The 22,718-nt window shown below is 56.5% G+C and carries 24 protein-coding genes; 15 read left to right on the plus strand and 9 right to left on the minus strand.

All coding sequences use genetic code 11. The annotated features are described in order from the left end of the window. Window positions 1-119: 119 nt before the first annotated feature. The gene (locus tag D7M11_RS17190) at window positions 120-863 is read left to right on the plus strand and encodes a sulfite exporter TauE/SafE family protein (protein ID WP_240041164.1); all 744 of its coding nucleotides are present in this window, start codon (window positions 120-122) and stop codon (window positions 861-863) included. A 113-nt stretch (window positions 864-976) separates the two neighbouring features. Here D7M11_RS17190 and trmB read toward each other — a convergent pair whose 3' ends face one another. The 3 genes from trmB to D7M11_RS17205 all read right to left on the minus strand — a co-directional run bounded on the left by trmB (window position 977) and on the right by D7M11_RS17205 (window position 3,110). Continuing rightward, a complete protein-coding gene (trmB, locus tag D7M11_RS17195) occupies window positions 977-1,702 on the minus strand; it encodes a tRNA (guanosine(46)-N7)-methyltransferase TrmB (RefSeq protein WP_120748481.1) in 726 nt (241 codons plus the stop codon). A 205-nt stretch (window positions 1,703-1,907) separates the two neighbouring features. Next, window positions 1,908-2,096: a hypothetical protein gene (locus D7M11_RS17200; protein WP_120748482.1), complete on the minus strand. Its 189-nt coding sequence runs from the start codon at window positions 2,094-2,096 to the stop codon at window positions 1,908-1,910. A gap of 225 nt (window positions 2,097-2,321) precedes the next feature. Beyond that, window positions 2,322-3,110, minus strand: coding sequence for a helix-turn-helix domain-containing protein (locus D7M11_RS17205; protein WP_158606673.1), 789 nt, complete (start codon window positions 3,108-3,110; stop codon window positions 2,322-2,324). Window positions 3,111-3,243: 133 nt separating this feature from the next. Between D7M11_RS17205 and D7M11_RS17210 the strand changes: the two genes are divergently transcribed. From D7M11_RS17210 to D7M11_RS17240, 7 genes are all read left to right on the plus strand, one after another. Continuing rightward, window positions 3,244-4,014, plus strand: a complete 771-nt coding sequence (locus D7M11_RS17210; RefSeq protein WP_147433450.1) for a phytanoyl-CoA dioxygenase family protein — start codon at window positions 3,244-3,246, stop codon at window positions 4,012-4,014. Between the two features lie 183 nt (window positions 4,015-4,197). Then, window positions 4,198-5,529, plus strand: coding sequence for an ABC transporter substrate-binding protein (locus tag D7M11_RS17215; RefSeq protein WP_158606674.1), 1,332 nt, complete (start codon window positions 4,198-4,200; stop codon window positions 5,527-5,529). A gap of 207 nt (window positions 5,530-5,736) precedes the next feature. Next, window positions 5,737-6,696, plus strand: coding sequence for a tRNA modification radical SAM protein MnmL/YtqA (mnmL, locus tag D7M11_RS17220; protein ID WP_120748486.1), 960 nt, complete (start codon window positions 5,737-5,739; stop codon window positions 6,694-6,696). A gap of 539 nt (window positions 6,697-7,235) precedes the next feature. Continuing rightward, window positions 7,236-8,003, plus strand: coding sequence for a c-type cytochrome (locus D7M11_RS17225; protein ID WP_120748487.1), 768 nt, complete (start codon window positions 7,236-7,238; stop codon window positions 8,001-8,003). A gap of 141 nt (window positions 8,004-8,144) precedes the next feature. After that, window positions 8,145-8,726 carry a tRNA 5-(aminomethyl)-2-thiouridylate-methyltransferase MnmM gene (gene mnmM, locus D7M11_RS17230; RefSeq protein WP_120748650.1) on the plus strand — a complete coding sequence of 194 codons (582 nt, stop codon included), beginning with the start codon at window positions 8,145-8,147 and terminating at the stop codon, window positions 8,724-8,726. A 40-nt stretch (window positions 8,727-8,766) separates the two neighbouring features. Next, window positions 8,767-9,732 (plus strand): type I phosphomannose isomerase catalytic subunit, encoded by a 966-nt coding sequence (locus D7M11_RS17235; protein ID WP_120748488.1) that lies wholly within the window; start codon window positions 8,767-8,769, stop codon window positions 9,730-9,732. A gap of 45 nt (window positions 9,733-9,777) precedes the next feature. Beyond that, window positions 9,778-10,542 carry a TSUP family transporter gene (locus D7M11_RS17240; RefSeq protein WP_120748489.1) on the plus strand — a complete coding sequence of 255 codons (765 nt, stop codon included), beginning with the start codon at window positions 9,778-9,780 and terminating at the stop codon, window positions 10,540-10,542. Window positions 10,543-10,607: 65 nt separating this feature from the next. Here the strand turns inward: D7M11_RS17240 and D7M11_RS17245 are convergent, their stop codons facing one another. Continuing rightward, window positions 10,608-11,657 (minus strand): ATP-binding protein, encoded by a 1,050-nt coding sequence (locus D7M11_RS17245; RefSeq protein WP_158606675.1) that lies wholly within the window; start codon window positions 11,655-11,657, stop codon window positions 10,608-10,610. Window positions 11,658-11,866: 209 nt separating this feature from the next. On the opposite strand from D7M11_RS17245, the gene D7M11_RS17250 reads away from it, so the two are divergent. From D7M11_RS17250 to D7M11_RS17265, 4 genes are all read left to right on the plus strand, one after another. Beyond that, window positions 11,867-13,069, plus strand: coding sequence for a glycoside hydrolase family protein (locus D7M11_RS17250; protein ID WP_120748491.1), 1,203 nt, complete (start codon window positions 11,867-11,869; stop codon window positions 13,067-13,069). Window positions 13,070-13,122: 53 nt separating this feature from the next. Then, complete coding sequence (gene lepB / locus D7M11_RS17255; protein ID WP_240041165.1) at window positions 13,123-13,644, plus strand: signal peptidase I; 522 nt, start codon at window positions 13,123-13,125, stop codon at window positions 13,642-13,644. Between the two features lie 173 nt (window positions 13,645-13,817). Then, entirely contained in the window at window positions 13,818-15,086 is a 1,269-nt protein-coding gene (locus tag D7M11_RS17260) for a DegT/DnrJ/EryC1/StrS family aminotransferase (RefSeq protein WP_120748492.1), read from the plus strand. A 159-nt stretch (window positions 15,087-15,245) separates the two neighbouring features. Next, on the plus strand, window positions 15,246-15,572 hold the full coding sequence (locus D7M11_RS17265; RefSeq protein WP_120748493.1) for a winged helix-turn-helix transcriptional regulator: 327 nt from the start codon (window positions 15,246-15,248) through the stop codon (window positions 15,570-15,572). 94 nt (window positions 15,573-15,666) lie between these two features. Here D7M11_RS17265 and D7M11_RS17270 read toward each other — a convergent pair whose 3' ends face one another. Next, a complete protein-coding gene (locus D7M11_RS17270) occupies window positions 15,667-17,424 on the minus strand; it encodes a methyl-accepting chemotaxis protein (protein ID WP_158606676.1) in 1,758 nt (585 codons plus the stop codon). Window positions 17,425-17,632: 208 nt separating this feature from the next. On the opposite strand from D7M11_RS17270, the gene D7M11_RS17275 reads away from it, so the two are divergent. Beyond that, window positions 17,633-17,878, plus strand: a complete 246-nt coding sequence (locus D7M11_RS17275) for a hypothetical protein (protein ID WP_120748495.1) — start codon at window positions 17,633-17,635, stop codon at window positions 17,876-17,878. Window positions 17,879-17,915: 37 nt separating this feature from the next. Here D7M11_RS17275 and yyaC read toward each other — a convergent pair whose 3' ends face one another. Next, the gene (gene yyaC, locus D7M11_RS17280) at window positions 17,916-18,446 is read right to left on the minus strand and encodes a spore protease YyaC (protein WP_240041166.1); all 531 of its coding nucleotides are present in this window, start codon (window positions 18,444-18,446) and stop codon (window positions 17,916-17,918) included. 105 nt (window positions 18,447-18,551) lie between these two features. Here yyaC and D7M11_RS17285 point away from each other — a divergent pair, with 105 nt between their 5' ends. Then, window positions 18,552-19,733, plus strand: coding sequence for a glycosyltransferase family 2 protein (locus D7M11_RS17285; protein WP_120748497.1), 1,182 nt, complete (start codon window positions 18,552-18,554; stop codon window positions 19,731-19,733). Window positions 19,734-19,776: 43 nt separating this feature from the next. Here D7M11_RS17285 and D7M11_RS17290 read toward each other — a convergent pair whose 3' ends face one another. Continuing rightward, entirely contained in the window at window positions 19,777-19,998 is a 222-nt protein-coding gene (locus tag D7M11_RS17290; RefSeq protein WP_120748498.1) for a DUF1128 domain-containing protein, read from the minus strand. Between the two features lie 249 nt (window positions 19,999-20,247). Between D7M11_RS17290 and D7M11_RS36755 the strand changes: the two genes are divergently transcribed. After that, window positions 20,248-20,412 carry a hypothetical protein gene (locus D7M11_RS36755; protein WP_168928312.1) on the plus strand — a complete coding sequence of 55 codons (165 nt, stop codon included), beginning with the start codon at window positions 20,248-20,250 and terminating at the stop codon, window positions 20,410-20,412. Between the two features lie 23 nt (window positions 20,413-20,435). Here the strand turns inward: D7M11_RS36755 and D7M11_RS17295 are convergent, their stop codons facing one another. Together D7M11_RS17295 and D7M11_RS17300 are read right to left on the minus strand one after the other, a co-directional pair. Continuing rightward, the gene (locus D7M11_RS17295; protein WP_120748499.1) at window positions 20,436-21,623 is read right to left on the minus strand and encodes a glycerate kinase family protein; all 1,188 of its coding nucleotides are present in this window, start codon (window positions 21,621-21,623) and stop codon (window positions 20,436-20,438) included. 31 nt (window positions 21,624-21,654) lie between these two features. Then, window positions 21,655-22,638, minus strand: a complete 984-nt coding sequence (locus tag D7M11_RS17300; RefSeq protein WP_120748500.1) for a D-2-hydroxyacid dehydrogenase — start codon at window positions 22,636-22,638, stop codon at window positions 21,655-21,657. Between the last annotated feature and the right edge of the window lie 80 nt (window positions 22,639-22,718).

Consider the following 22,718-nt stretch of genomic DNA (forward strand, 5'->3'; position numbering starts at 1 on the left):
CTCCGGAAGGAGCGGGATTTTTGGCGTTTTTCGTCAGGAAAATGCAGTATCCGCTTTCTTGTCCTTTATGGTATTCTTGGCATGCAAGATGAATCCAGGCAAAATGAGGCGAATTTTTAGTGGAGCTGACCCCCGTGCAAATCGCGCTCGCGCTGCTGGCCGCCGTCATGACCGGCTTTTCCAAAACCGGCGTTCCCGGCGCGGGCATCTTCGGCGTTGCCCTTATGGCTACCGTCTTCCCCGCCAAGCAATCGGTGGGCATGCTGCTGCCGATGCTGATCACGGCGGATATAGTAGCCGTCTCGTATTACCGGCGCGCGGTCGTATGGAAGCATCTGATCGTGCTCATCCCCTGGGTGCTGGCCGGTATCGTCATCGGCTTTTTCGTTATGGACCATATCGGCGACGGACAGCTGTCGGTTATGTTGGGCGTGCTCATTCTGTCTTTGCTGCTGCTGCACCTGGTCCGGGACAAGCTGGAGCGGAAGCTGAACTACCCGTTTACGCAATCGGTTTACTTTCAGGCCGTACTCGGCGTACTGGCCGGCTTTACGACGATGGTCGGCAACGCAGCGGGCGCGATCATGACGATTTATTTGCTGTCGAAGGGGCTTCAGAAGAAGGAATTTATCGGAACGGGGGCGTGGTTTTTTCTCGCCGTGAACTTGATCAAAGTGCCGTTCACCGTTTACTTGGGACTTATCACGGCCGATACGCTCGTATTTACGACCTGGATGGCGGTCCCGATATTGCTCGGTACGTGGGCCGGCATTCGCCTCGTGCCGCGTATCCCGCAAAAGTGGTTTGCCGCGCTTATTTTGCTCCTGACGTTTCTAGGCGCGCTGCGGCTGATATTTACGTAAATTATGCCGCCCCGCACGGGATGATCCGTACATACACATGCAAAAAAAGCCCCTCGGGCATAGAGGGAATGCTCTACGGCCTGACAGGGGCTTCGCATAGTGGTCCAACTGCTCTAGGCTTCGGACTGCGGCCTGGATTGTTCTTGCAGCGAAGCTTCGTGCTTCGCCAGCGCGTCTGGGCCGATAACCGCTTCCAGCCTGTAGATCGGCATATTTTGCTCGTAAAATTTGTTCTCGTACTCGGTCATGACATTGTCCGGTGCCGGGCCGTCCTTATGTAGATCCAGCGAGATCGAGCGCAGCCGGATATTCATGTCTGCGAACGAATTCAGCGAGAACTCGAACAGCGAGCGGGAGTCGGTTTTGAAATGAATTTCGCCGAGGCCGTCCAGCAAGCGGATATATTGCCGCACGAACCCGGCATGCGTCAGCCTCCGGCGCGCATGCTTCTTCTTCGGCCACGGGTCGCTAAAGTTCAAATAAATACGGCGCAACTCCCCTTCGTCAAACATATCCGCGATATGCTCGATATTAAACAGCGCCAGCGCCAGATTGTCCGGTGCCCCGCCATCCTCGCGTCCCGCCGCCGTCCTCGCCTTGTCGCTCGCCCTGCGAATCAGCTCGTCGTACATATCCACGCCGATAAAATTCGCTTCCGGATGTAGCAGGCTCATCTCGCTGATGAATTTGCCCTTTCCCATGCCAAGCTCGACATAAATCGGCTTGTCGTTGCCGAACCTTTCGGCCCAGCGGCCTTTCCACTCCGCCGGATTCAAGACGACGAGATCGTGCTGCCGCTCGATCGTCTCGCGTATCCCTTTTCTGCCTCTCAAACGCATGCGGCTTTCCTCCACGTTTCGATTGCTATCTATACGATTTACCATCTTAGACGATTTTCCGGCAAAAGAAAAGCGCCTGCCGCGGGAACTGCCGCTCTTCCCGCGGGTCGCACAAAAAAAGAACGCAGCCCTCGTTCGCGGCAAAAGCCGGAGGAGCGGCGGCGTTCTTTGTTTACAAGCATTTATCGTTCGTCGGGCCGGCCCATCAATACCGCGACGGGTCGCCTTCTATCATTTTGCGGTCAAGCACCTTCTGCACTTTTTTCTTCGCATTCAAAGCCACTTTGCTTTCCGGACGGAAGCGAAACCCTCCGCTTAGCGCCATTGCCTCTTTAACCGTAAGCTCGACCATAATCGTTTCGTCGCCGTTTGGAATTTCAAACGTTTCGTTCATGGACCTCACCTCGTAATTGTAATAGTGTACCCTATGATCAGAATCTCGACGAGTAGTGGATCGGAAGAGAAGCGAAAAGTGCTGATTGGTTGAAGCAATTTCTTCACGTTTAATATAACACATCATGTTAGGTTTTGCAAGCGGAAATGCCGCAGCGGCAAGCCTTTTTTCGCTTTATAAAACCTGCCAAAATGCAGCAAAATCCGCGCCGCCCCATTCGCGCGATCAGACACGATGCGACCGCCGGTACTCCGAAGGGCTGATGTCCATTTCCCTGGAAAACACCCGGCTCAAATAAAAAGCGTTCTGGTAGCCGCAAAGCTCGGCGATCGCCTCAAGCGGCTCGTCCGTTTCGGCCAGAAGCTGTCTCACTTTGCGCAGTCGAACACCCGTCCAGTATTTCACAGGAGATATGCCGAGCTCCTTCTGGAATTTGCGGGTGAACTGGGACTGGCTGAGTCCGACACGGGAAGCGACAAGCTGCATGGAAATGTCCTCGTACGCATGTTCGTTTACGTAACGAACGGCTTCCTGAATCGCGCTGTCTCTCGGCTTTCTCTCTCTTCGGCTCGCCGCGCGCTCCCCGATATACTGGTACAACAGGTCCGTTACAAGATGCTCCAAGTACTGCTGCGATACATGCTCCCGCGCGTCGCGCAGCGCCGCCAAAGTAGACAGTAGCCGGCTCGTATCGCGAAATACGATTTTGCCGAGGTATGGAAACTCAATCGGCCCGTCCGGCGATATCGTGCTCAAATGAAACTGCACGTAATGGAAATCCAGCAGCCCGAGCGTACGGCGGTGGAACGGAATGCCGGGAGGGCAGAGCACGGCTTCTCCGGCTTTCGCTTCCCCCGTTTCGTCGCCGACGGCATATTCGAACGTGCCCTTTTCGCTCGCAATGATCGCCCAGCCTTCGTACGTTTCCTCCGGCAGCCTGAAGCTTTCCCGGTCGCGGGAATACGCATGGGCAATCAGTTTCGTCTCCACCGCAATCGTTCTTGCGCTAAGCAATGGCGATCCCTCCTTGTCCTGCAAAAAAGTATAAGCAAAACAGCAATCGGGTGCATGTTCTTTATAATTATAAAGATATACGATACGGATAAGAAAGAAAATACCAAACAAAAAAGTGAAGGAGTCTTGCAAAATGAGCAGCATTTTATCGTACGCGCAGTTGGACGAATTCAAGCAAAAGGGGTATCTTGTCCTACGCAGCCAATTCACCCGCGAGGAGACGCAGTTATGGCGTGCCGAGGCCAACAGACTGCTCAGCCTGGACGAGCAAATCATAAACCCGCTTAATGTCCGGGTCGGATTCCGCAAAATCGGCGATACGAGTACGGTCGAGAAATTCGATCCGCTGATCGACATTTCCCCGGTGTATAACGAGCTGGCGAATGACGAACGCATCCTGACCCCGCTTCGCGACATCTACCTCGACGAGCCGCTGCTGTTCAAAGACAAGCTCATCTTCAAGCTTCCCGGTATGAGCGGCTATACGATGCACCAGGATGCCGCCTACTGGCAGGGCTTTCCGTACGAAGGGCTCATATCGGTTATGGTCGCAGTCGACGGAGCGTCCCGCGAGAACGGCGGGCTGGAGCTGTTCCCGGGTTACCACGACCGGTTCCGCTCCACACCCGGGGAGCTGCGTAATATGAACGACGCGGAAATCGCCGAGATCGACCTCGGCACAGGCGAGCTGGTCGAAACGTCGCCCGGCGACATCATCTTGTTCCATTCCCTCGCTCCGCACCGCAGCGGTCCGAATACGGCCGAATACAGCCGCACGCAGCTTTATTTGACTTATACCCCGTCCAGAAACGGGCAGCTGTACAAGGCACATTACCAGCATTTCGTCCGCTACGGCTCGAGGAACAAAACGGACGATGTGATCAAGCAAAATTATTTTTTGTGACAGTCTTTACGATCCGATCAGCGGAAAACCGGCGAAATGCGCCGGTTTTTTTCTTTTTCCCGGCAATCTACAAAAAAGTATATACACATTGCGGGTTTAATGAATGTTCGCTGGCCCGCGGCTAGTTGTATGATGAGAGAGAACCACAGATCAATCGAACCAAAACGAAGGAGGGGATGCTCATTGACAGCTCTCTATCGGGGCAAGATGAGGACGACAAAGAAGTACATGCTATGGCTTACAGGCGGCATCATGTCTTTGCTTCTCGCGGCATGCGGAAGCACGGGCGGCGGCAAAGACGCCGGAACTTCAGGGAACGGTGCGAAGAGCGCCGAAGAGAACGTTAACAAAGGGCCGGTCAAGCTTGTGTTTTACTCCACTGCAGGTTGGACGCAAGAGGCGTTCAACGAACGGTTCGGCGACGCGATGCGCAAAAAGTTTCCGAACTATACGATCGAATACATCCAATCGGGCCAGGGGGCGGGCCTTGCGGATTTGATGGCCGCCGGACAGCAGATCGACGTATTTTGGCAAGCGGTCGACGTTACGATCCAGCAGATGCAGGAATACAAGCTGGAGTATGACATGAGCGATCTGATCAAGAAGCACGGGCTGGATTTGAACACGCTGGAGCCTTCGTCGATCAATGCGGTTCGGTCTTTGTCGGGCGGTAAAATGTATGCGCTTCCACTTGTCATCAATACAGCCGCTTTATATTACAACAAAGACTTGTTCGACAAGTTCGGCGTTCCTTATCCGAAGGATAACATGACCTGGGATCAGGTAATCGATGTGGCGAAACGGATGTACCGGACCGACGGCGGACAGCCTTATTTCGGGCTCGGCACTTCGATCACGCACAACTTCAGCCTGAACCCGCAGTCGGTTCCTTATGTCGATCGCAAAACCGAAAAGGCGACCATTCTGACCGATCCGAAATGGAAATCGATATTCGAAGTCATCGTCGAAGCGTACAAAACGACCGGCGGAACGGCACTGGGACCGACGCAGTTCGTGCAAAACAAAAATATCGCCATGACCGAGGGCCTCGCCAATCTGTTCCTTAACCTGGACATGACCGCGATGAACTGGGACATGGTCAGGTATCCGACTTATAAGGAAGCGCCCGGCAAAGCGCCGCAGCCTTACCCGACGCTGTTCGGCGTTACGTCGACAAGCAAGTTCAAAGACGAAGCGTTCCAGGTGCTTCAGCATATGCTGAGCGAGCAGGAGCAGCTCAGCTTGTCAGAGCGGGCCGTCATCCCCGTGCTGCAAAAAGATAATGTGCAGAAGGCGTTCGGCACGAAGAGCAAGTATCAGGGCAAAAATTTTCAGTCCATACTAAGCCGGAAATTTTCGCCAATGCCGGATAAGACCAAGTACGACTCCAAGGCGCAGCCGATCTATAATAAATATGTCCCCAATATCGCCAAAGGCGAAATGGATCTGAACACCGCCTTCCGCAGCATCGACGAAGACATGAGCAAAATGATTGCCGAAGAAAAGGCGAAATAACCGTTCGAACTATTCGGAGTACAGGGGTAAGCGCTCGCTCCCCCCTCTCCCGCTTCGCGCAGCAGAACGTTCGAAAGCCGCTACGCTCCCCTCCTGACAGGACTTCTTGCGGCTACCGCTCGCCGTAAAGCTTCTCTTGCCCTGCCGCCATCTGGTACAATAGATTCGCAAGTGATCCGATTGTACCGCAAAGGAGTCTGACTTTACATGTCCGTACTAACTTCCGCCGAACAGCCCCGCCTGTGGGGCGACAAGCGGTTTCATACGTGGAATACCGAGATGCGCGAGCAGTTCGGCACCAAAGTGTTTAAAGTGATGCTCGACGCCGGGTTTACGTGTCCGAACCGGGACGGGCGCATCGCTACGGGCGGCTGCACGTTTTGCAGCGCCAGAGGTTCGGGCGACTTCGCCGGCAGCCGCCGGGACGATCTCGTCACCCAATTCGGCAAAATCCGCGACCTGCAGCACCGGAAATGGCCGGAAGCGAAGTATATCGGCTATTTCCAAGCGTACACGAACACCTACGCTCCCGTAGAGGAGCTGCGCGAGTATTATGAGGTTATTTTGCAGCAGCCGGGCGTGGTCGGCCTGTCGATCGCAACGCGTCCCGACTGCCTGCCGGACGATGTCGTCGACTATTTGGCGGAGCTGAACGAGCGCACGTATTTGTGGGTCGAGATGGGCTTGCAAACTGTGCACGAGAGTACGTCCCAGCTAATCAACCGGGCGCACGATACGAAGTGTTACCTGGATGCGGTGGCGAAGCTGCGGCGGCGCAACATCCGCGTTTGCGCGCATATCATCTACGGGCTGCCGGGCGAAACGCACGAGATGATGCTGGACACCGCGCGGGCGGTCGCCGCTATGGACGTGCAGGGCATCAAGGTGCATCTGCTCCATCTGATGCGCAAAACGCCGATGGTGAAGCAATACGAGGCCGGACTCGTCCGCTTTCTGGAAATGGATGAATACGTGAAGCTCGTCGTTGATACGCTAGAGCTGCTTCCCCCGGACATGATCGTGCACCGGCTGACCGGCGATGCTCCGCGCGATCTGCTGATCGGCCCGATGTGGAGCCTCAAGAAATGGGAAGTGCTGAACGCGATCGACAAAGAGCTTGTTTCGCGAGGCAGCTGGCAAGGCAAGTTTTGGGCGCCGGCGACGTGATACGCGGTACCTTGCGGCCGAATAGTCGCGAACAATGACGCATAGCCTCCGTACGCGCCCTATCTCTGGGCACGGCGGAGGCTTTGTGCGTTCATGGCTAGGCTAGCCGTCTATCTGCGTCGTTCAAAGATCATCGGCCGCGGCCGTACAACGGCCGAGCGATAGCGGAACCGCGAGTTCCGTTATCGCCGCTTCGCGGCCCACCCAAGCGACTTAGAGGAAGTAAAACTTCCTTTATAGCCCATTTCCCCAGACTGACTCGGTTGAACTGGCGGCCATAACGGAACTTTCGTTTCCTCTATCCCCCCCCTGCAGCGGCACTCTGCAAGCAATAGCGGAACTTTCACTTCCGCTCTCCTGCAAGTCAGGGTAACCCATACTGCATCGCCTGATGAACCGTAATTCCACCTCGTGTATGAAGCCTTTCCAAATACAGTCCAAACCGATCAAACCGCCTTCCCGCACTCCTCGTTACCTGACTAGAGAGAACGTTACATGCCGGGAGCGACATCGAATCGGACAAAATGGGAGGCAAAGTTATGAAAAGAATCGCCCTAGCACCTGTAGCAATTGCAATCCTGATCGCACTCGCGGCCTGTGGCCAAAAAGAAGCCGGATCGCCTGCGACCGCTCAAGCCCCCAGCAGCGGGACTAACGCAACCAGTCCGAGCCAGCCTGCTCAGACTCCGGCCCAGTCTCCTCCTGCTGTCGCTCAAGCCCCTAGCAGCGGGACTAACGCAACCAGTCCGAGCCAGCCTGCTCAGACTCCGGCCCAGTCTCCTCCTCCTGCTGCCGCTCAAGCCCCTAGCAGCGGGACTAGCACGACCAGTCCGAGTCAGCCTGCTCAGACTCCGGCCCAGGCTTCTCCTCCTGCTGCCGCTCAAGCCCCCAGCAGCGGGACTAACGCAACCAGTCCGAGCCAGCCTGTTCAGACTCCGCCCCAGACTCCTCCTCCTGCTGCCGCTCAAGCCCCTAGCAGCGGGACTAACGCAACCAGTCCGAGCCAGCCTGCTCAGACTCCTCCTCCTGCCGCGCCGGCTAAGACCGAACCGGCAAAAACGGAACCGGCGCAAGATGCGGCAGCGGTGAAGGCCGAGGAAATTTACAAAACCAACTGCATGTCATGCCACGGCGGCAACCTCGAGGGCAAACCGGGACCGAATCTGCAGAAAATCGGCGCCAGCAAAACCAAAGAACAAATTATGACGCAAATTACGAAGGGCGGCACGAGAATGCCCGGCTTCGAGAAAACCATCGAAGCAGCCGATATCGAAACGCTGGCCACCTGGTTGGCGGCGAAAAAGTAGCTGCGGCCGTTAATTTGCCCGTTATGCTCCAGCCTTAGGAGGCTCCTTGTCGTTTTAGAGACAGGGAGCCGCTTGTATTTTCAAACGAACCTGTGTTATGGTATCGCTAAAATTCAACAAAAACGCGAACCGGAGGAACTCATGGGATTCGTTTCCGTACTAAGCTTCGCCCACCGCTGTGTCAGCGAAAGGCTCCGGCCCGGGGATACCGCCGTGGACGCTACGGCCGGAACCGGAGCGGACACCGCCTTTTTATGCAAAACGGTCGGTGCAAAGGGAGCCGTGTATGCCTTCGATATTCAGCAGGCAGCGCTGGACCGGGTAGCGGAGCGGCTGGAGAAACAACCGGACGTGCCGCGGCAGCTCCATCTGCTGCTCCGAAGCCATGCCGACATGCGGGAGGCGCTGCCCCGGGAAGTCTGCGGCCGCGTTTCGGCGGTCATGTTTAACCTCGGTTATTTGCCCGGTGGCGATCCCGATATTATTACGCGCCCCGATTCGACGATCCCGGCCTTTAACGCCGCCCTCTCGATCCTGAAGCCGGGCGGTCTGCTCACCGCCGTGCTGTACCCGGGCCATCCCGGGGGGAGCGAGGAAGCGCTCCTCGCCGAGCAGTGGGCGGAAGCGCTGCCCGAGGCCGACTATCAGGCGATCGTTTACCGGTTTGCCAACCGGAGCCACCGTCCCCCCTATGTAATTGCCGTAGAGAAAAGAAACGTGTAAAGTAATACGAGTCGACAACACGAAAGCGAGGTCTACCAGAATGAAATCTTATCCTTTGCAATTTAAGCCCGAAATGAAAGAGCGGGTTTGGGGCGGACGAGCGCTCGAACAATTCGGCCTGGACTTGCCGGAAGGACCGATCGGGGAAGGCTGGATGATCGGCGATCACCCGAACGGCACGACGAAGGTGCTAAACGGCGAGCTGGCCGGTCTCGGGCTGGACGAAGTCCGGGAGCGTTACGGCAAAACGATATTCGGCACAAAAGCCGCCGCAGCCGAAGGCTCGCGTTTTCCGCTGCTGATCAAGCTGCTCGATTGCAACGACGATTTGTCGATTCAGGTCCATCCGGACAATGACTATAAAGAGCTCCCGGCCGGCGAGCTCGGCAAAACGGAAATGTGGTACGTGCTCGACGCGAAGCCGGGCGCCAAAATCATATACGGGCTGAAGCCGGGGATGACGCGGGAAGTTTTTGCCGAAAGCATTCGCGATAACCGGATCATGGACAGCCTGCAGGAAGTCGAAGTTCAGGCCGGCGATTCGTTCTATATTCCGGCCGGAACGGTGCATGCGCTCTGCGCGGGCGTACTCGTGGCGGAAATTCAGCAAAATTCCGATACGACCTACCGGTTGTACGACTACGACCGGCTCGGGCTGGACGGAAAGCCGCGGGAGCTGCATGTCGAGCATTCCTTAAACGTGACGGCGTATGGGGATAGCGGGGCTACCCGGATGAAAACGGATATCGACGCCGCGAACAGCTGGCTTCGCCTGGCGGCATCGCGTTATTTCATCGTCGAGAAAGGCGTTTCGGAAGGCGTCTGGAAACTGGCCACGTCGCCGGAGAGCTTCACGATTCTCGTCATATGTGACGGTACGGGCACGCTAGATTGGGCGGACGGATCGCTTCCGGCCAAGCGGGGCGACTGCTTCCTGCTGCCGGCGGATCTCGGCGAATACAGCCTGAACGGCGGCCTGACGGTACTGCGCAGCTATTTGCCTTAAGCTTCTTATTATACAGCGGGCTTTCCCGTATTGGAGCGAACAAGCGTGGAGCATCCATCTATTGAAATGATCGTCTTCTTAGTTTCCATCGGCTTTGTCGCTTCGTTCATCGATTCGGTTGTAGGCGGCGGCGGATTAATATCCGTCCCCGCCCTGCTGTCGACCGGCTTGCCGCCGGCTATGGCGCTCGGCACAAACAAGCTGGGCGGAGCGATCTCCTCGTTAACCAGCTCGATCTCGTTTTTGCTGTCGGGCAAAATGGACATCAAGCTGATCAAAAAATGGTTCCCGCTTTCCCTCGTCGGGTCCGTGGCCGGAGCTTATACCGTGCGGCTCATTCCTCCGGACTTCTTAAAGCCTCTTGTAATCGTCCTTCTCATCGGCGTGACGTTATACACACTATTAGGCAAAAAAAGAACAGCGCGCCCCTCAGGACCGCAGCTGACGAAACAAATATTGCTGGCCGGCGCGTTCGTCGCACTGGCGCTTGGCTATTACGACGGCTTCTTCGGGCCGGGTACCGGTTCGTTCCTGCTGTTTGCCTTCCTGCTTCTCGGCTTTGACTTCGTGGGCGCGGCCGGCAATGCCAAGGCGCTTAATTTCGCCAGCAATCTGGGCAGTCTTGTAACGTTTGCCCTGATGGGAAATGTGAATGTGTACTACGGGATACCGATGGGCCTCTCAATGATCGCAGGTGCGCTAGTCGGTTCCAGAGTGGCTATTCGCAAGGGTGCAGGCTACGTAAAACCGTTGTTTGTTGCAGTCACTGCGATATTGATTGGCAAGCAGCTATGGGATTTGATGCACTAGAGGTTACTTTCGATTCCTTCGAAATTAGAGAAGGATATTTTTGGATAAGCATCCCTTTTTTTCCATTAGTCCACAGGCACCTTCGGCAGCACGATACGAACGACCGTACCTGATGCGTCTCCCGACAGCTCATAATGGCCTCCCATTTTTTGCAGCACCACTTCGCAGAAGTTCAGTCCAAGCCCGATCGAATCTTCCTTCGTCGTGAAAAAAGGGTCCTTCACCAGCTTCATCATATCCGCCGCTATGCCGGGGCCCGAGTCCCGAATCATGATGGACGACGTTTTGTCCCCTACGTGAACCGCTATGCGGATGCCGCCGTTTTTGCCATTCGTCGCATCGAACGAATTTTTCATAAACTCGTTGAGCACTTCGCGCAAATAATGGGGATCGATAAGCAGTTGGCCGTCCTCGGACGGAAATTCGCAAACGAGCGGGATGCCGTGCTTGATTGCTTCCCTCTGCAAGCTGGGGATATACCCTTCCAGAAATTCGGAAATCCAGACCGGGCGCATATCGAGCTGAAATGGCTTGCCCAGCCGCAGCCAGCGCTGGACGTAATTGTTGATCTCGGTCACCTGATGATTGGCGAGCGTAATATAATGCTCGACGCTTTTGGCCACAAGCTGGTCGGATAAATGATTCGAGGCCAGATTAGCCTTCAGCGCCGTTTCGATCAGCTGCAAGCTCCCGCGCACAACGGCAAGCGGGTTCAAAATGCTGTTCGCCGTACCGGCCGCCATCTCTCCGATCAGCTTGCGCTTCTCGTTCGCCAGCTTCATCTCGTAAAATTGGCATAACCCGGTAATGTCGAACAGGGCAACGTGACATCGTTCTTCGGAATCAACGTCCCTTTTGTAGCAATACAGCATTAATTGAAACATGCGGTCATCGATCGTTTCCTCGACGACGACCCCGGTTACGTCCTGCTCCTGCTTCACGGCAAGCGCCGCGACTTTGCGAAGCTGCGACGTTTCCGGAATGCCTTCCCCCTCCTCGATCCCATAAATCGATTTCATTTTTGCGTTTCCGCAAACCATGTTCATTTGCCCGTCAATCGAAGCGATCGCGAAATCGATATCCGGGGATTGTGCGATGAAGTCGATAACGTTCATACCGTCAACGTCCTTTTGCATTAGCTGGATTGATCCGGCACGGGCTGTGTCGAAAATTATTAGACGAAATCAATTCGAGTGTACCATAGTAAAGCGGCAAAGAAAAACCTATTTCCGTTCGCGCGAACCGTTCGGTATAATATTGTAGAACCCCGCGTCAACCGAAACGCGGCCTTGTCCGTCTTAAGAGGAGAGGAGCATATACTGTCTTGAAATCATTACATAACGCCGTCTGGCTCTATCTCGGCTCGGAAGCCCGGGACGCCGCCGAAATCGCCTCCTTGATCGAATGGTGCGAGCGGAATCGGGTCGGCAAAGTGATCGTTTATGTCAACTTAAACGCCAAAATAAACGAGCCGTACGCGGAGCGGATTGCTAGTCTCGCAGACGCCTGTGCCGCCAAAGGAATCGCAGTGCACGGCATGGTATCCACCCTGCATCAGCGGGCCGAAGAACCCAGCAGCCTGCTGCTCGCAGACAAAGACTGCTATTGCGTAGACGCCCACGGCATCTCGAATTACGAAGAACCGATCAACGGCCGCGGCTTCGTGCTGGACCCGCGGCATCCGGCCGTCATCTCAGCCGTATCTGCCGGTTGTGCCGGCCTGCTGCGCCAATTCCCGGGGCTCAGCGGCATTCACCTGGACTTTATTCGTTACTACCATTACGACAGCAAGCTGACGATCGATACGAAAAGCGCCGGTCACTGGATCGGCTTGCCGAAGACGGGACAGCCGCTCCGGCTGGAGACGGGAGATGGCGTCCGCACGACCTATTTTGTAGAAGAAGCGCGCAACGCCTATAACGACCCGCCAATCGGGGACAAGCTGGTGCTTTCCCGCAAATACCGGTATTGCTTCTGCGACGCCTGCTTGTCCGGCTTCGAGCAGGCGAGCGGGATCCCTATACCGGATTCGCTGCCGGATACGTCCGCCAAAGCCAAATGGCTGCTGGAAAGCCAGGCCGACGCGTGGGCGGAATACCGGGCTTCGATCGTAACGTCTTTGGTCGGCTCGATCCGCGCCGCCATCCGGCAGGAACGGCCGGACGCGCAGTTATCCGCCGCTATCTGGTACAACGCCCCTTATGGCAACGAATTGCGGGGAGAACCGCTGCTTCCGGACAGCGAGCTCGATTGCTTCGGGCAAAAATGGTGGGAGTGGGCGGAGCGCGGCTACGTCGATTTTGTATGTCCGATGGATTACTGGCTGAATCCGGGCAGCTTCGGCGGCGTCGTGGACGGACAAGTACGCAAAGTGGACGGAGCCGTCCCGGTTTATGCGGGGCTGCTCAAAACGGCGGAATACGAGATCGATCACAGCGGCTACGAACAGTACGCGAGCCGAGCGAAAGCGGGCGGAGCGGCCGGCATATGCTTTTTCCATTACGGCTCTTGGAAGCAGCTCCTCTGACGCCGCCGCTTTACCATCCGTCAAACGGATCATTAGGAAGGAGCCCTCAGGTTATGCGTATGAAAGCTATCCTGAAAGAATGGATACCACCGCTCGCCATTGCGATCGTCCTCAGCGTACTCATCCAGACGTATGTAGCGCAGGCCGTTAAAGTACCGAGCGGCTCGATGGAACCGAATATTAATATCGGCGACCGGCTCGTCATGGAGAAGCTGCTGAAATTTACTGATTTCGAGCACGGAGACATCGTCGTGTTCAACCATGCGGCTGAAAATAAGGAAACCGTTCGTTATGTGAAAAGACTGATCGGCCTCCCGGGAGACACGATTGAGATCAAGGACGGGGCGCTGTACCGGAACGGAGAAAAGACGAACGAACCGTACCTCGATGTGAAAATGGCGTACGCATTCGAAAAAATTACGGTTCCGGATGGCAAGTACTTTTTCCTCGGAGACAACCGGAACCAAAGCTACGACGCCCATTTATGGCCGAACCGGTTCGTCGACGAGAGTGAGCTGGTCGGTAAAGTGTTATTCCGGTTTTACCCGTTTCAACATGCGGGACCGCTGTCTTAGGCAGCGGTTCTTTTTTTGTATGCGCCGTATCCTCTCGACGTGCGAATTATCGACAAAATAAAGATAGGAAAGTGCCGCTGGAATCGGGTACAATATAAATACAGGTTTAATACAAGTTATTCATTTGTGCCTCCCATAGGCCCTTATTACACAGGAAGCGAAGGTGAGAGACCATGAGCAAACTGGCCCTTCACGGAGGAACGCCGGTACGCAGCACACCGCTGCCTCCCAACTATCCCGGAGCCGTCGTATACGGCAAGGAAGAAGCCGAACTGGCGTCCAAAGTCATTTATGCCCAGTCGCCGTTCCGGTATTATGGACCGAACATGCAAGGCGCGGTTGAAGCGCTCGAAAATGCGATTGTGCAAGATTTCGACGCCAAATATGCGCTGGCCGTTACATCCGGCACCGCCGCACTTATCGTTGCGATGAAGGCGCTCGGCATCGGTTACGGCGACAAAGTTATCGTTCCGGCGAATACGTTCATCGCCACTCCCGGCGCCGTCGTATGCTGCAACGCCGTTCCCGTTTATTGCGATGTGGACGACAGCTTGAATCTCGATCCGAACGATCTGGAGCGGGTATACGACGAGGATGTCAAAGCGATCATCGTTGTGCCGATTCTCGGTAATCCGGTCGATATGGACCCGGTCATGGCATTCGCCAAAAGCAAACATATCGCCGTTATCGAAGATATGGCGCAGTCGTGCGGGGTCCGTTACAAAGGCCGCTATGCGGGCACGATCGGCGATATCGGCACGTTCAGCTTCCAGATGAACAAAATCGTCACCTCCGGCGAAGGCGGTGCAGTTGTCACCCGGGACGTCTCGCTGCTGGAGCGGGCGATCCGCTATCACGACCAAGGCGTCCTGCGCCATCGCACCCGGTACGGAATCGACTCGCCGGACGAATTATTCGCCTTCTCGGGACAAAATTACCGGATGAGCGAGCTCGCCGGTGCTGTCATGCTGGAGCAGTGGAAGAAACTGCCGACGATCGTAGGCTCGATGAAGACCCATCACGACCGGATCGCCGCCGAGCTGGAGGCGGAAATACCCGGCATCCGCTACCGGGCGTGCCCGGACCCTGACGGCTCGATCGGCTCGAACCTAGGTATCGTCTTCCCGACCGCAGCAGGCGCGGCCTCCTTCAACCAGGCGCTGAATGCGGAAAACGTACAGTCTTACGTGCTCTACGGCGGCAAGCCGGTGTACATGAACCCGTCGCTGTTCCATATGCGCTCGGCGGAAAAGAACAATTTCCCATACGACTATCCGTTCAAACAGCCTGTCTCCATATCGGAAAACATGTGCCCGCGCGCCGTCGACCTGATTCCACGCACCGTCTATATCCCGATGTCGCCGGTGCTGTCCGACCGGGACGCAGCCGATATAGTAGAAGCGGCAGTAAAAGTGCACCGCGCCCTGCAAGTGTTCGCTTAACCGCATCCGAACTCCGATTCGCTTTAGCAACCGTTTCCTGCCGGGAGACGGTTGTTATTGTTTTACAACCCGCATGCAGGCAAACGATCGCCCAAAAGACTTACTATTGTCAAGTTACTATGCTAAAATAAAAGGGTAAGCCCGATAGGAGATGATGTCATGGAAAACGCAGACCACAAAATGCAGCTGTGTCCCAAATTCGAGACGGCGTTCGAGCTGCTCGGCAAACGTTGGACCGGTTTGATCATCCATGTGCTGATGAACGGTCCGATGCGTTTTAAAGATATATCGTCAATGATTCCGGACATGAGCGACCGGATGTTGACGGAGCGGTTCAAGGAGCTGGAGCAGGCGGGTATTGTCGTCCGAAACGTTTATCCGGAAATGCCGATCCGGATCGAATATGAACTTACCGACAAAGGAAAGGCGCTCCGTCCGGTCATGGACGCCGTGCACGTTTGGAGCGACGGCTGGATCAGCAAATGAAAATAAGCGCAGCCACAAGCGAATAAGGACATCTTCCAGCCGCACGTTAGGCCAGAGATGTCCTTATTTATATTAAACCAACTCAACGCACTGCCTAGCCCAGACGGAATTTGGCCACGGACTGTTCAAGCTGCTCGGCCAGCCGGTTAAGCTTCTCCGACTGTCCGCCAAGCTGTTCCATCATCGCAAGCTGCTCCTCGGTCAAACCCGATATCGTATGCGTTCCTTCCGCGCCCTTCGCCGTAATCCGTGAAATTTCCTGCAGCGATGCGGATATTTCCTCGGAGCTGGCCGACATTTGCTCGGCGGCGGAGGAGGCCTCCTGAATCTGCTCGACGACGCTTCGCGACGCTTTCATAATCCGCTGGAACGATTCGCCCGATTCCCTTGTCATCCCCGCGCCTTCGCGAACTTCCCGCTCCCGCTCCTCCATCGAACGCACGACGTAACCGATGTCGGTCTGGATCGCCTGCACGAGCCGGGTGACCTCTTGCGCCGACGTCTCCGATTGGACCGCCAGCTTCTTCACCTCGCCGGCTACGACGGCAAATCCGCGGCCCTGTTCCCCGGCGCGGGCCGCCTCGATCGAAGCGTTCAGCGCAAGCAGACTCGTTTGCGAAGCGATGTTCGTTATGACGCCGACAATATCCCCGACCTCCCGGGAACGCCCGTCCAGCTTGCGAATGACTGCCGCCAGATCACTGACGGTGCGGCTCACCAGGTCCATCCGCTCTACGGACTCGCGAATATAGCCATGGCCTTCTTCCGCCGCCATCGACGTTTTCAGCGATAGATCGAACGCCACTGAGGATGTCTCCGCGATACGACCGATACCGGTCGCCATTTCCTCCATCGCCCGCGAGCTTTCTTCGGCCGACTGGGCTTGGCTGTTCATGCCAGCGGCAATTTGCTGCACCGAACCGGCGATGTCCTCGGACGCTTTCGAGCTTTCGCCGATCGAAGCGGTCAACTCCCGCGAGGAGAGCAGCACCTGCCCCGACCCAAGCTGTACCTGGCGCACGAGCGTCTTCAGATGGTCGTTCATCACGTTGAAGTCGGCAGCAAGCTGTCCGATCTCGTCGCGGTTGGGGACCTGCAGGTCGTTTGCGGTCAAGTCGCCGTCCGCGATCCGCCTTGTCCGCTCGGCAATACGTTTGATCGGGCTTGCGATATGTCCGGCAAACAGCCAGATGACGATCGCTCCTGCCGCAAGGCACCCTCCCAGCGTGATGAGCAGAACCGAGAAAATGTGCTGCTGGCCGCCGTTGTAATCGAGCATATAAGAACCGGCCGAGACGATCCAGTTCCATCTCGGATCAAGCTCGGCATACGAGATTTTGGTTGCTTCCTTGGCCGAATCGGGCAAAGGCCAATCATAATAAATCGTGCCGCCCCCCGATTGCGCCTGCTTCACCATATCCTGAATATAATAATAGCCGTCGCTCGTTTTTTTATCGATAATATTTTGCCCTTCCAGAAGCGGATGCGCGAGCAAAGTGCCTGCGGAATCAAGCACAAAAAAATAACCGTGCTCCCCGATATCGATATTCCGGTTAATCGGGCGCTTCCCCTCCTTGTCCTTCGCCCCCAGCAGCATCGTTCTCATCTGTTCCTTCGCTTCGTCCTGCGTCAAACGCCCGTTTTTGACGGAGTCGTCCAGCAGCCCGATCATAGCGATCGCCATGCGTACGTTGCTTTGGAGCTTGCTTTCAATCAGCTTGGTCGTCTCGGCCTTTGCAACATCATAGCTAATAGTGCCTACCACCAAAGTAGGAAGCGCGAGCAAAAGCAGCGATACAAAAATCATTTTTTGTCGAATTTTCAAGCGAATGCGCGTTGCAGAAGCCTTCATGGCTCTCTCCCTCTCTCTATATGGGACTATCTTCCACATCCTTTCGACAATCTTATCTCACTACGATCCTGTTTTCAAACTATTCCGACACTGTTCACGAAATCTTCTTCAAATTGCATAAAACGCCTCCCTCCGCCGGATACTATGCCTATGCGGCGTCCGCTACATGCGAAGCCATTTCTGGCCGGTTTGGGAGGTGCACGACGGCATGAGATACAAAGTAACCTTGATTATGACGCTGATTGCATGCGCGCTATGCCTGTTTAATTATTCCGGGCTCGATCCGGACAACATCTTCCTGTTCATGTTCAGCGTTCCCGTCTGGCTGATCGAGATTGCCGGCGATATTCATTACTTTAACATCGGTACGGTGTATGTGCTGACGATCGCCGCGTATGCCTTGTTCGGCTACATCGGCGACCATTACCGGTTCAAGCGAAGAGCCCGCTCCTAAACGGAAACGAACGTTTCCGCCGGAGGGGCTCTTCCGGTTATTCGGGCAACCTCGGCCCTTTTGGGAACACCGTCTGCACGGCCGCCACAATATCCCGAGCCATCGCAAGTACCAGATGAAGCGAAGTGCTCTGCAAAATCCAGTATTGCTTAGGGCCATCCTTATTGACGATCGCCGCAATCGAATACCGGCCTACAGGCGGTAAAAAACGTCCGACGGATTTGCCCGGCATAAGCGGCTGGTCCGCTACTTGAAACAGACCGACGGAGGTCGGCAAGCCAAGGCAGGCGTCGATGGCAACAGCGATTCGTCCAGCCGGTATTTCGCTAAGTCGTACCTCCAGATTGCTGGCGTCGCAAGGAGCGTCAAGCGTTCCGATCACATGCCGGTAACCGGCCTCCCGCAGCAGCGTCCCGGTAAGCGGTCCAAGAGCGTCTCCCGTCGACCGGTCGGTGCCGATGCAAACGAAGACGATCCGATCCAGAGAGCCCTCCCTGTCCCGGATGAGCCGGAAAAAGTCAGGCAGCCCGTCCCCCTTCACTTTTTGCCGTATCGGTTCAAGCGCCACCTTCATCCCTCCTCTGACGATATCATCCTCACCGCTAGTCGAAACGGTATGATACAATACAAATAACCTATCCGCAAGGGCACAACTGTATAAAAGGAGAAAAGCATGCGACTCATCGAAGTGCTCGCGAACCTAACGCTGCTCTACTGGCTGGCGATGCTCTGGCTGTCGCTTCGCGGCTTCAAGCTGCTTCCTCCGCTCCCGCCGTCGACCGGCAAACGGGCCGACACCCCGCTTGTATCGGTTATTATAGCCGCCAAGGAAGAGGAATCGTCCATAGCGGAGACGGTACGCCATCTGCTGGAGCAAAACTATCCGCGGATCGAGATTATCGCCGTAAACGACCGCTCGGTCGACAATACGGGCAGACGGCTTGAGGAGCTGAAGCGCTGGTCCGAACAACGGCCCTCTACGAGCATTCCGCTAAAGGTCGTGCACGTGACGAAGCTTCCGGACGGATGGCTCGGTAAAAATCACGCGTTGTATCAAGGGTTTTTGCAGGCCAAGGGCTCGTATTTGCTGTTTACGGATGCCGACGTGTTGTTTCACCCGTCCTGCATTCGCGATGCCGTGGACTATGCCGAAGCCCAGCGCGCCGACCATGTGACGCTCGCTCCGCTGATGCTCGCCCGCACGTTTTGGCTGCGCGCGTTCGTGCATTATTTTTTGTTTTCGCTGTTTTTGTTTTTACGCCTGTGGCGGGCAAACGACGACAACCAGCACCGATTCGGGACCGGGATCGGCGCCTTCAACCTGATCAGCCGCAAGGCGTATGAGGCGATCGGCACTCACCGCGCGTTTCCGATGCGTCCCGACGACGATCTGCACCTCGGCCTGCTCGTCAAAAGAGCCCGCTTTAAGCAGCGGCTTCTGGCCGGCAAAAACCATCTGGAAGTCGAATGGTACCCGACTTTGACGGATGCGGTCAAAGGACTCGAAAAAAACATATTTTCCGGATTCGGGTATCGCCTTCCCGTGGCGGTATTCGCTTTGCTCGGACAGCTGCTCGCTTTTTTCGGTCCGTTCGCAGGACTGCTGCTGCTCCCCCGCTGGAGCGGTTTCGCCTATGCGGCTTCCGCAGCCATCCTGATATTCCTCTACGTCGTCTGCGTCCGGCGCTTGTCCGCAAGCACGGGAAAAGAAGCCGCCGCGCTCCCGCTATCCGTATGGATGCTCGTTTTCGTCATGGGGCGCGCCGTCTATTTGACCGTTCGCCGCGGCGGCATTTATTGGCGCGGAACGTTTTATCCGATCGCCCGGCTGCGGGGCAGGAAATACGAGCGGTAAGAAAACAGGAAGGCGGAGCCCGCCTTCCTGTTTTCTTGTCGGTTTACTTTTTGAGAAGTCTAAGCTCGTCGCAAAGCGCCTCAATCTCGCTAATGCTAAAATGCTGCTTGCTCATCACAACCTCGTACATATCGAGCAGATCCTCATACTTCTCGATGTCGAAATGATCCGCCTTGATCGACTGCGCGGCAACGACCTTCAGCTTGCCCTTGATGCCTTCTACCATAAAGGCGACGTTATTCTCCGACTTGACGGTTAAATCCATCAGCTTCCACCCTTCCCGCTCCTAGTTTTTTCAATTGTACCATGCCTGCCAGGGGAATGCCCACCTTTTACGGCACGGCAGTCGGAACTTACGGCTCGGATCGGCCCGAACAACGGCAGATACGAATCCGATCGATTACGCAGGCCCGCGTCAGCCGGATCGCCTGAATAATCGGTCGCTGCGATGCGCACAGTATTACGTGTACGCGCACCCAAGGCGATATATACCGGAAAAGGAGCGAAAGCCAGCTTGGAAAATAAAACGCACGAAGGCAACTATAAAGGAACCGCCCACATGAAAGCGGAGAATCAAGATATGGCGTTCGTAAACGACGTGCTGGAGAAGGAAGAATCGGAGCAAACCGTTCGGGGCGAACGTTCGGGGAAATCGGAAGGGGAAACGGAATCGGAGTAACTCCGATTCCGTTTTTTCGTTTTTTACCGTTTCAAGCCGCTCCGGTACAACCGGACAATATTTTCCGCCGCTTCGGCAAGCAGGACGTCCGCCTTCGCCATAGCCGTCTCCAGCGGCATCGGCCCGTTCGCGATGCTGAAGAGCGCGGCGATCCCGCGCTCGTACAGCGCGTCAGACCCTTCGCCGAGCCCGCCGGACAAGCAAACGACGGGAGCGCCCGATGTACGGGCCGCTTCGGCGATGCCCGCCGGCACTTTGCCGAAGGCGGTCTGGCCGTCGGTGCGCCCTTCGCCGGTAATGACAAGCGCGGCGCCGCGAACGGCCTGCTCGAACCCGGCGAGCTCCATGATGACGCGGATGCCCGGCTTCATCTCCGCTTGGCAGAAGCCAAGCAGCCCGGCGCCCAGTCCGCCTGCCGCACCCGCTCCCGGCACATCACCGACGTGCCGCCCATTGTGGGCCGCGATTCGCTCCGCGTAGTGGCCGAGAGCGCGGTCGAGCCGTTCGACCATCTCCGGCGTGGCCCCCTTCTGCGGGCCGTAGACGGCGGATGCGCCATTCGGTCCGCACAGCGGGTTCGTCACATCGCTCAGTACGGTCACTTTCACTCCGGCGAAGCTGGCGTCCATACCGCTCGTATCGATCGAAGCGATTCGCTCCAGCTGTTCTCCGCACCCGCAGCCGGCGATTTCGCCGCCTTCCGCATCAAGGAAGCGGACGCCTAACGCCTGCGCCATGCCCATGCCGCCATCGTTCGTGGCGCTGCCGCCAAGCCCGATCAGAATATGGCTTGCCCCGCGCCGGACGGCGTCGCGCAGCAGCTCGCCCGTTCCGTACGTTGTCGTTTTCAGCGGGTTGCGCGCCTTCTCCGCCACAAGCGGCAAACCCGATGCGGAAGCCATCTCGATAACGGCCGTTTGCCCGTCCGGCAGAAGGCCGTACGCCGCTTCCACCGGTTTCCCGAGCGGTCCCGTTACGGTTATCGCGATGCGTTCGCCGCCCCCGACCGCCGCCAGAACGGCGTCGACCGTGCCTTCGCCGCCGTCCGCCATCGGCACGATGACCACCTCGGCAGCCGGCACAGCTTGGCGGATCCCTGTGCGGATCGCTTCCGCAGCGGCCACTGAAGACAAACTCCCCTTGAATGAATCCGGCGCGACGATTACGCGAAACTCGGCATCGCTGCCGCTGTTGTCCTGTTGCTCATTCATTCGTCTCTCTCCCGTTCTCTCGTAATCCCGATCACTTGCCAGCTTGTCCGGCTCTACGACCGACTACATTCACCGGCGTACCCGCCAGAAACGCCTCCACATTCGCGGCAGCCGTTTCCATCAGGCGCGCTCTCGCTTCCCCGGTTGCCCAGCCGATATGCGGCGTAATGACACAGCTGCGGGCGCTCAGCAGCGGATTGCCGGCTTGAGGCGGTTCCGTCGACAGGACATCCAGTCCCGCGCCTGCGATTACTCCTGCATTCAGCGCATCGGCCAGCTCCTGCTCGCGAATAAGCTTGCCCCGGCCGGTATTGATCAAAAACGCCGTTTGCTTCATACGCGCCAGCGTCTCTGTACCGATCAGCCCTTCCGTTTCCGGGGTCAGCGGACAATGAAGCGTAACGACATCCGCCTGCTCGAACAGCTCCTCGGTGGAGACGAGCTTTACTGTCGCCCCGGGAATGGACGGCTGTTTGCCGCTGCGATTCGTAGCGATCACGTTCATGCCGAACGCTTGTCCGATGACCGCTACCTTCTCGCCAATCCCGCCGATGCCTACGATGCCGAGCGTTTTGCCGGACAGCTCGACCAGCGGCGTTCTCCAGAAGCTGAAGTCGGGCGAAGCGGCCCACGATCCTGCGCGTACCGCTTCGTCATGAAGCCCGACCCGGTGACACAGCTCCAGCAGCAGCGAAAAGACGAGCTGCGCAACTGAATCCGAGCTGTAAGCGGGCACATTCGTCACCGTAATGCCGCGCGCTCCGGCAGCTTCCGTATCGACTACGTCGTACCCGGTAGCCAGCACCCCGATATAGCGGAGCTTGGGCAGCTGATCCAGGTCAGCGGCGCGAAGCGGCGTTTTGTTCGTCAGCACGATGTCCGCCTCTTTCGCTCTCTCCACGACTAGCTCTGCCGGCGTCCGGTCGTATACTTGCAGCTGGCCGAGCCGTGTTAGGCGATCCCAGCTTAAATCTCCCGGATTAAGCGTATATCCATCCAAAACGACAATGTTCATAGAGCCTCCGCTTTCTGCGTATGGTTGCTTCGATTAAGGTTCTGCATAGCGGGGTGGATACGGACTTGAAGGATCGAAGC

The sequence above is a fragment of the Paenibacillus ginsengarvi genome (assembly GCF_003626695.1).
Taxonomy (GTDB): Bacteria; Bacillota; Bacilli; order Paenibacillales; family NBRC-103111; genus Paenibacillus_AB; species Paenibacillus_AB ginsengarvi.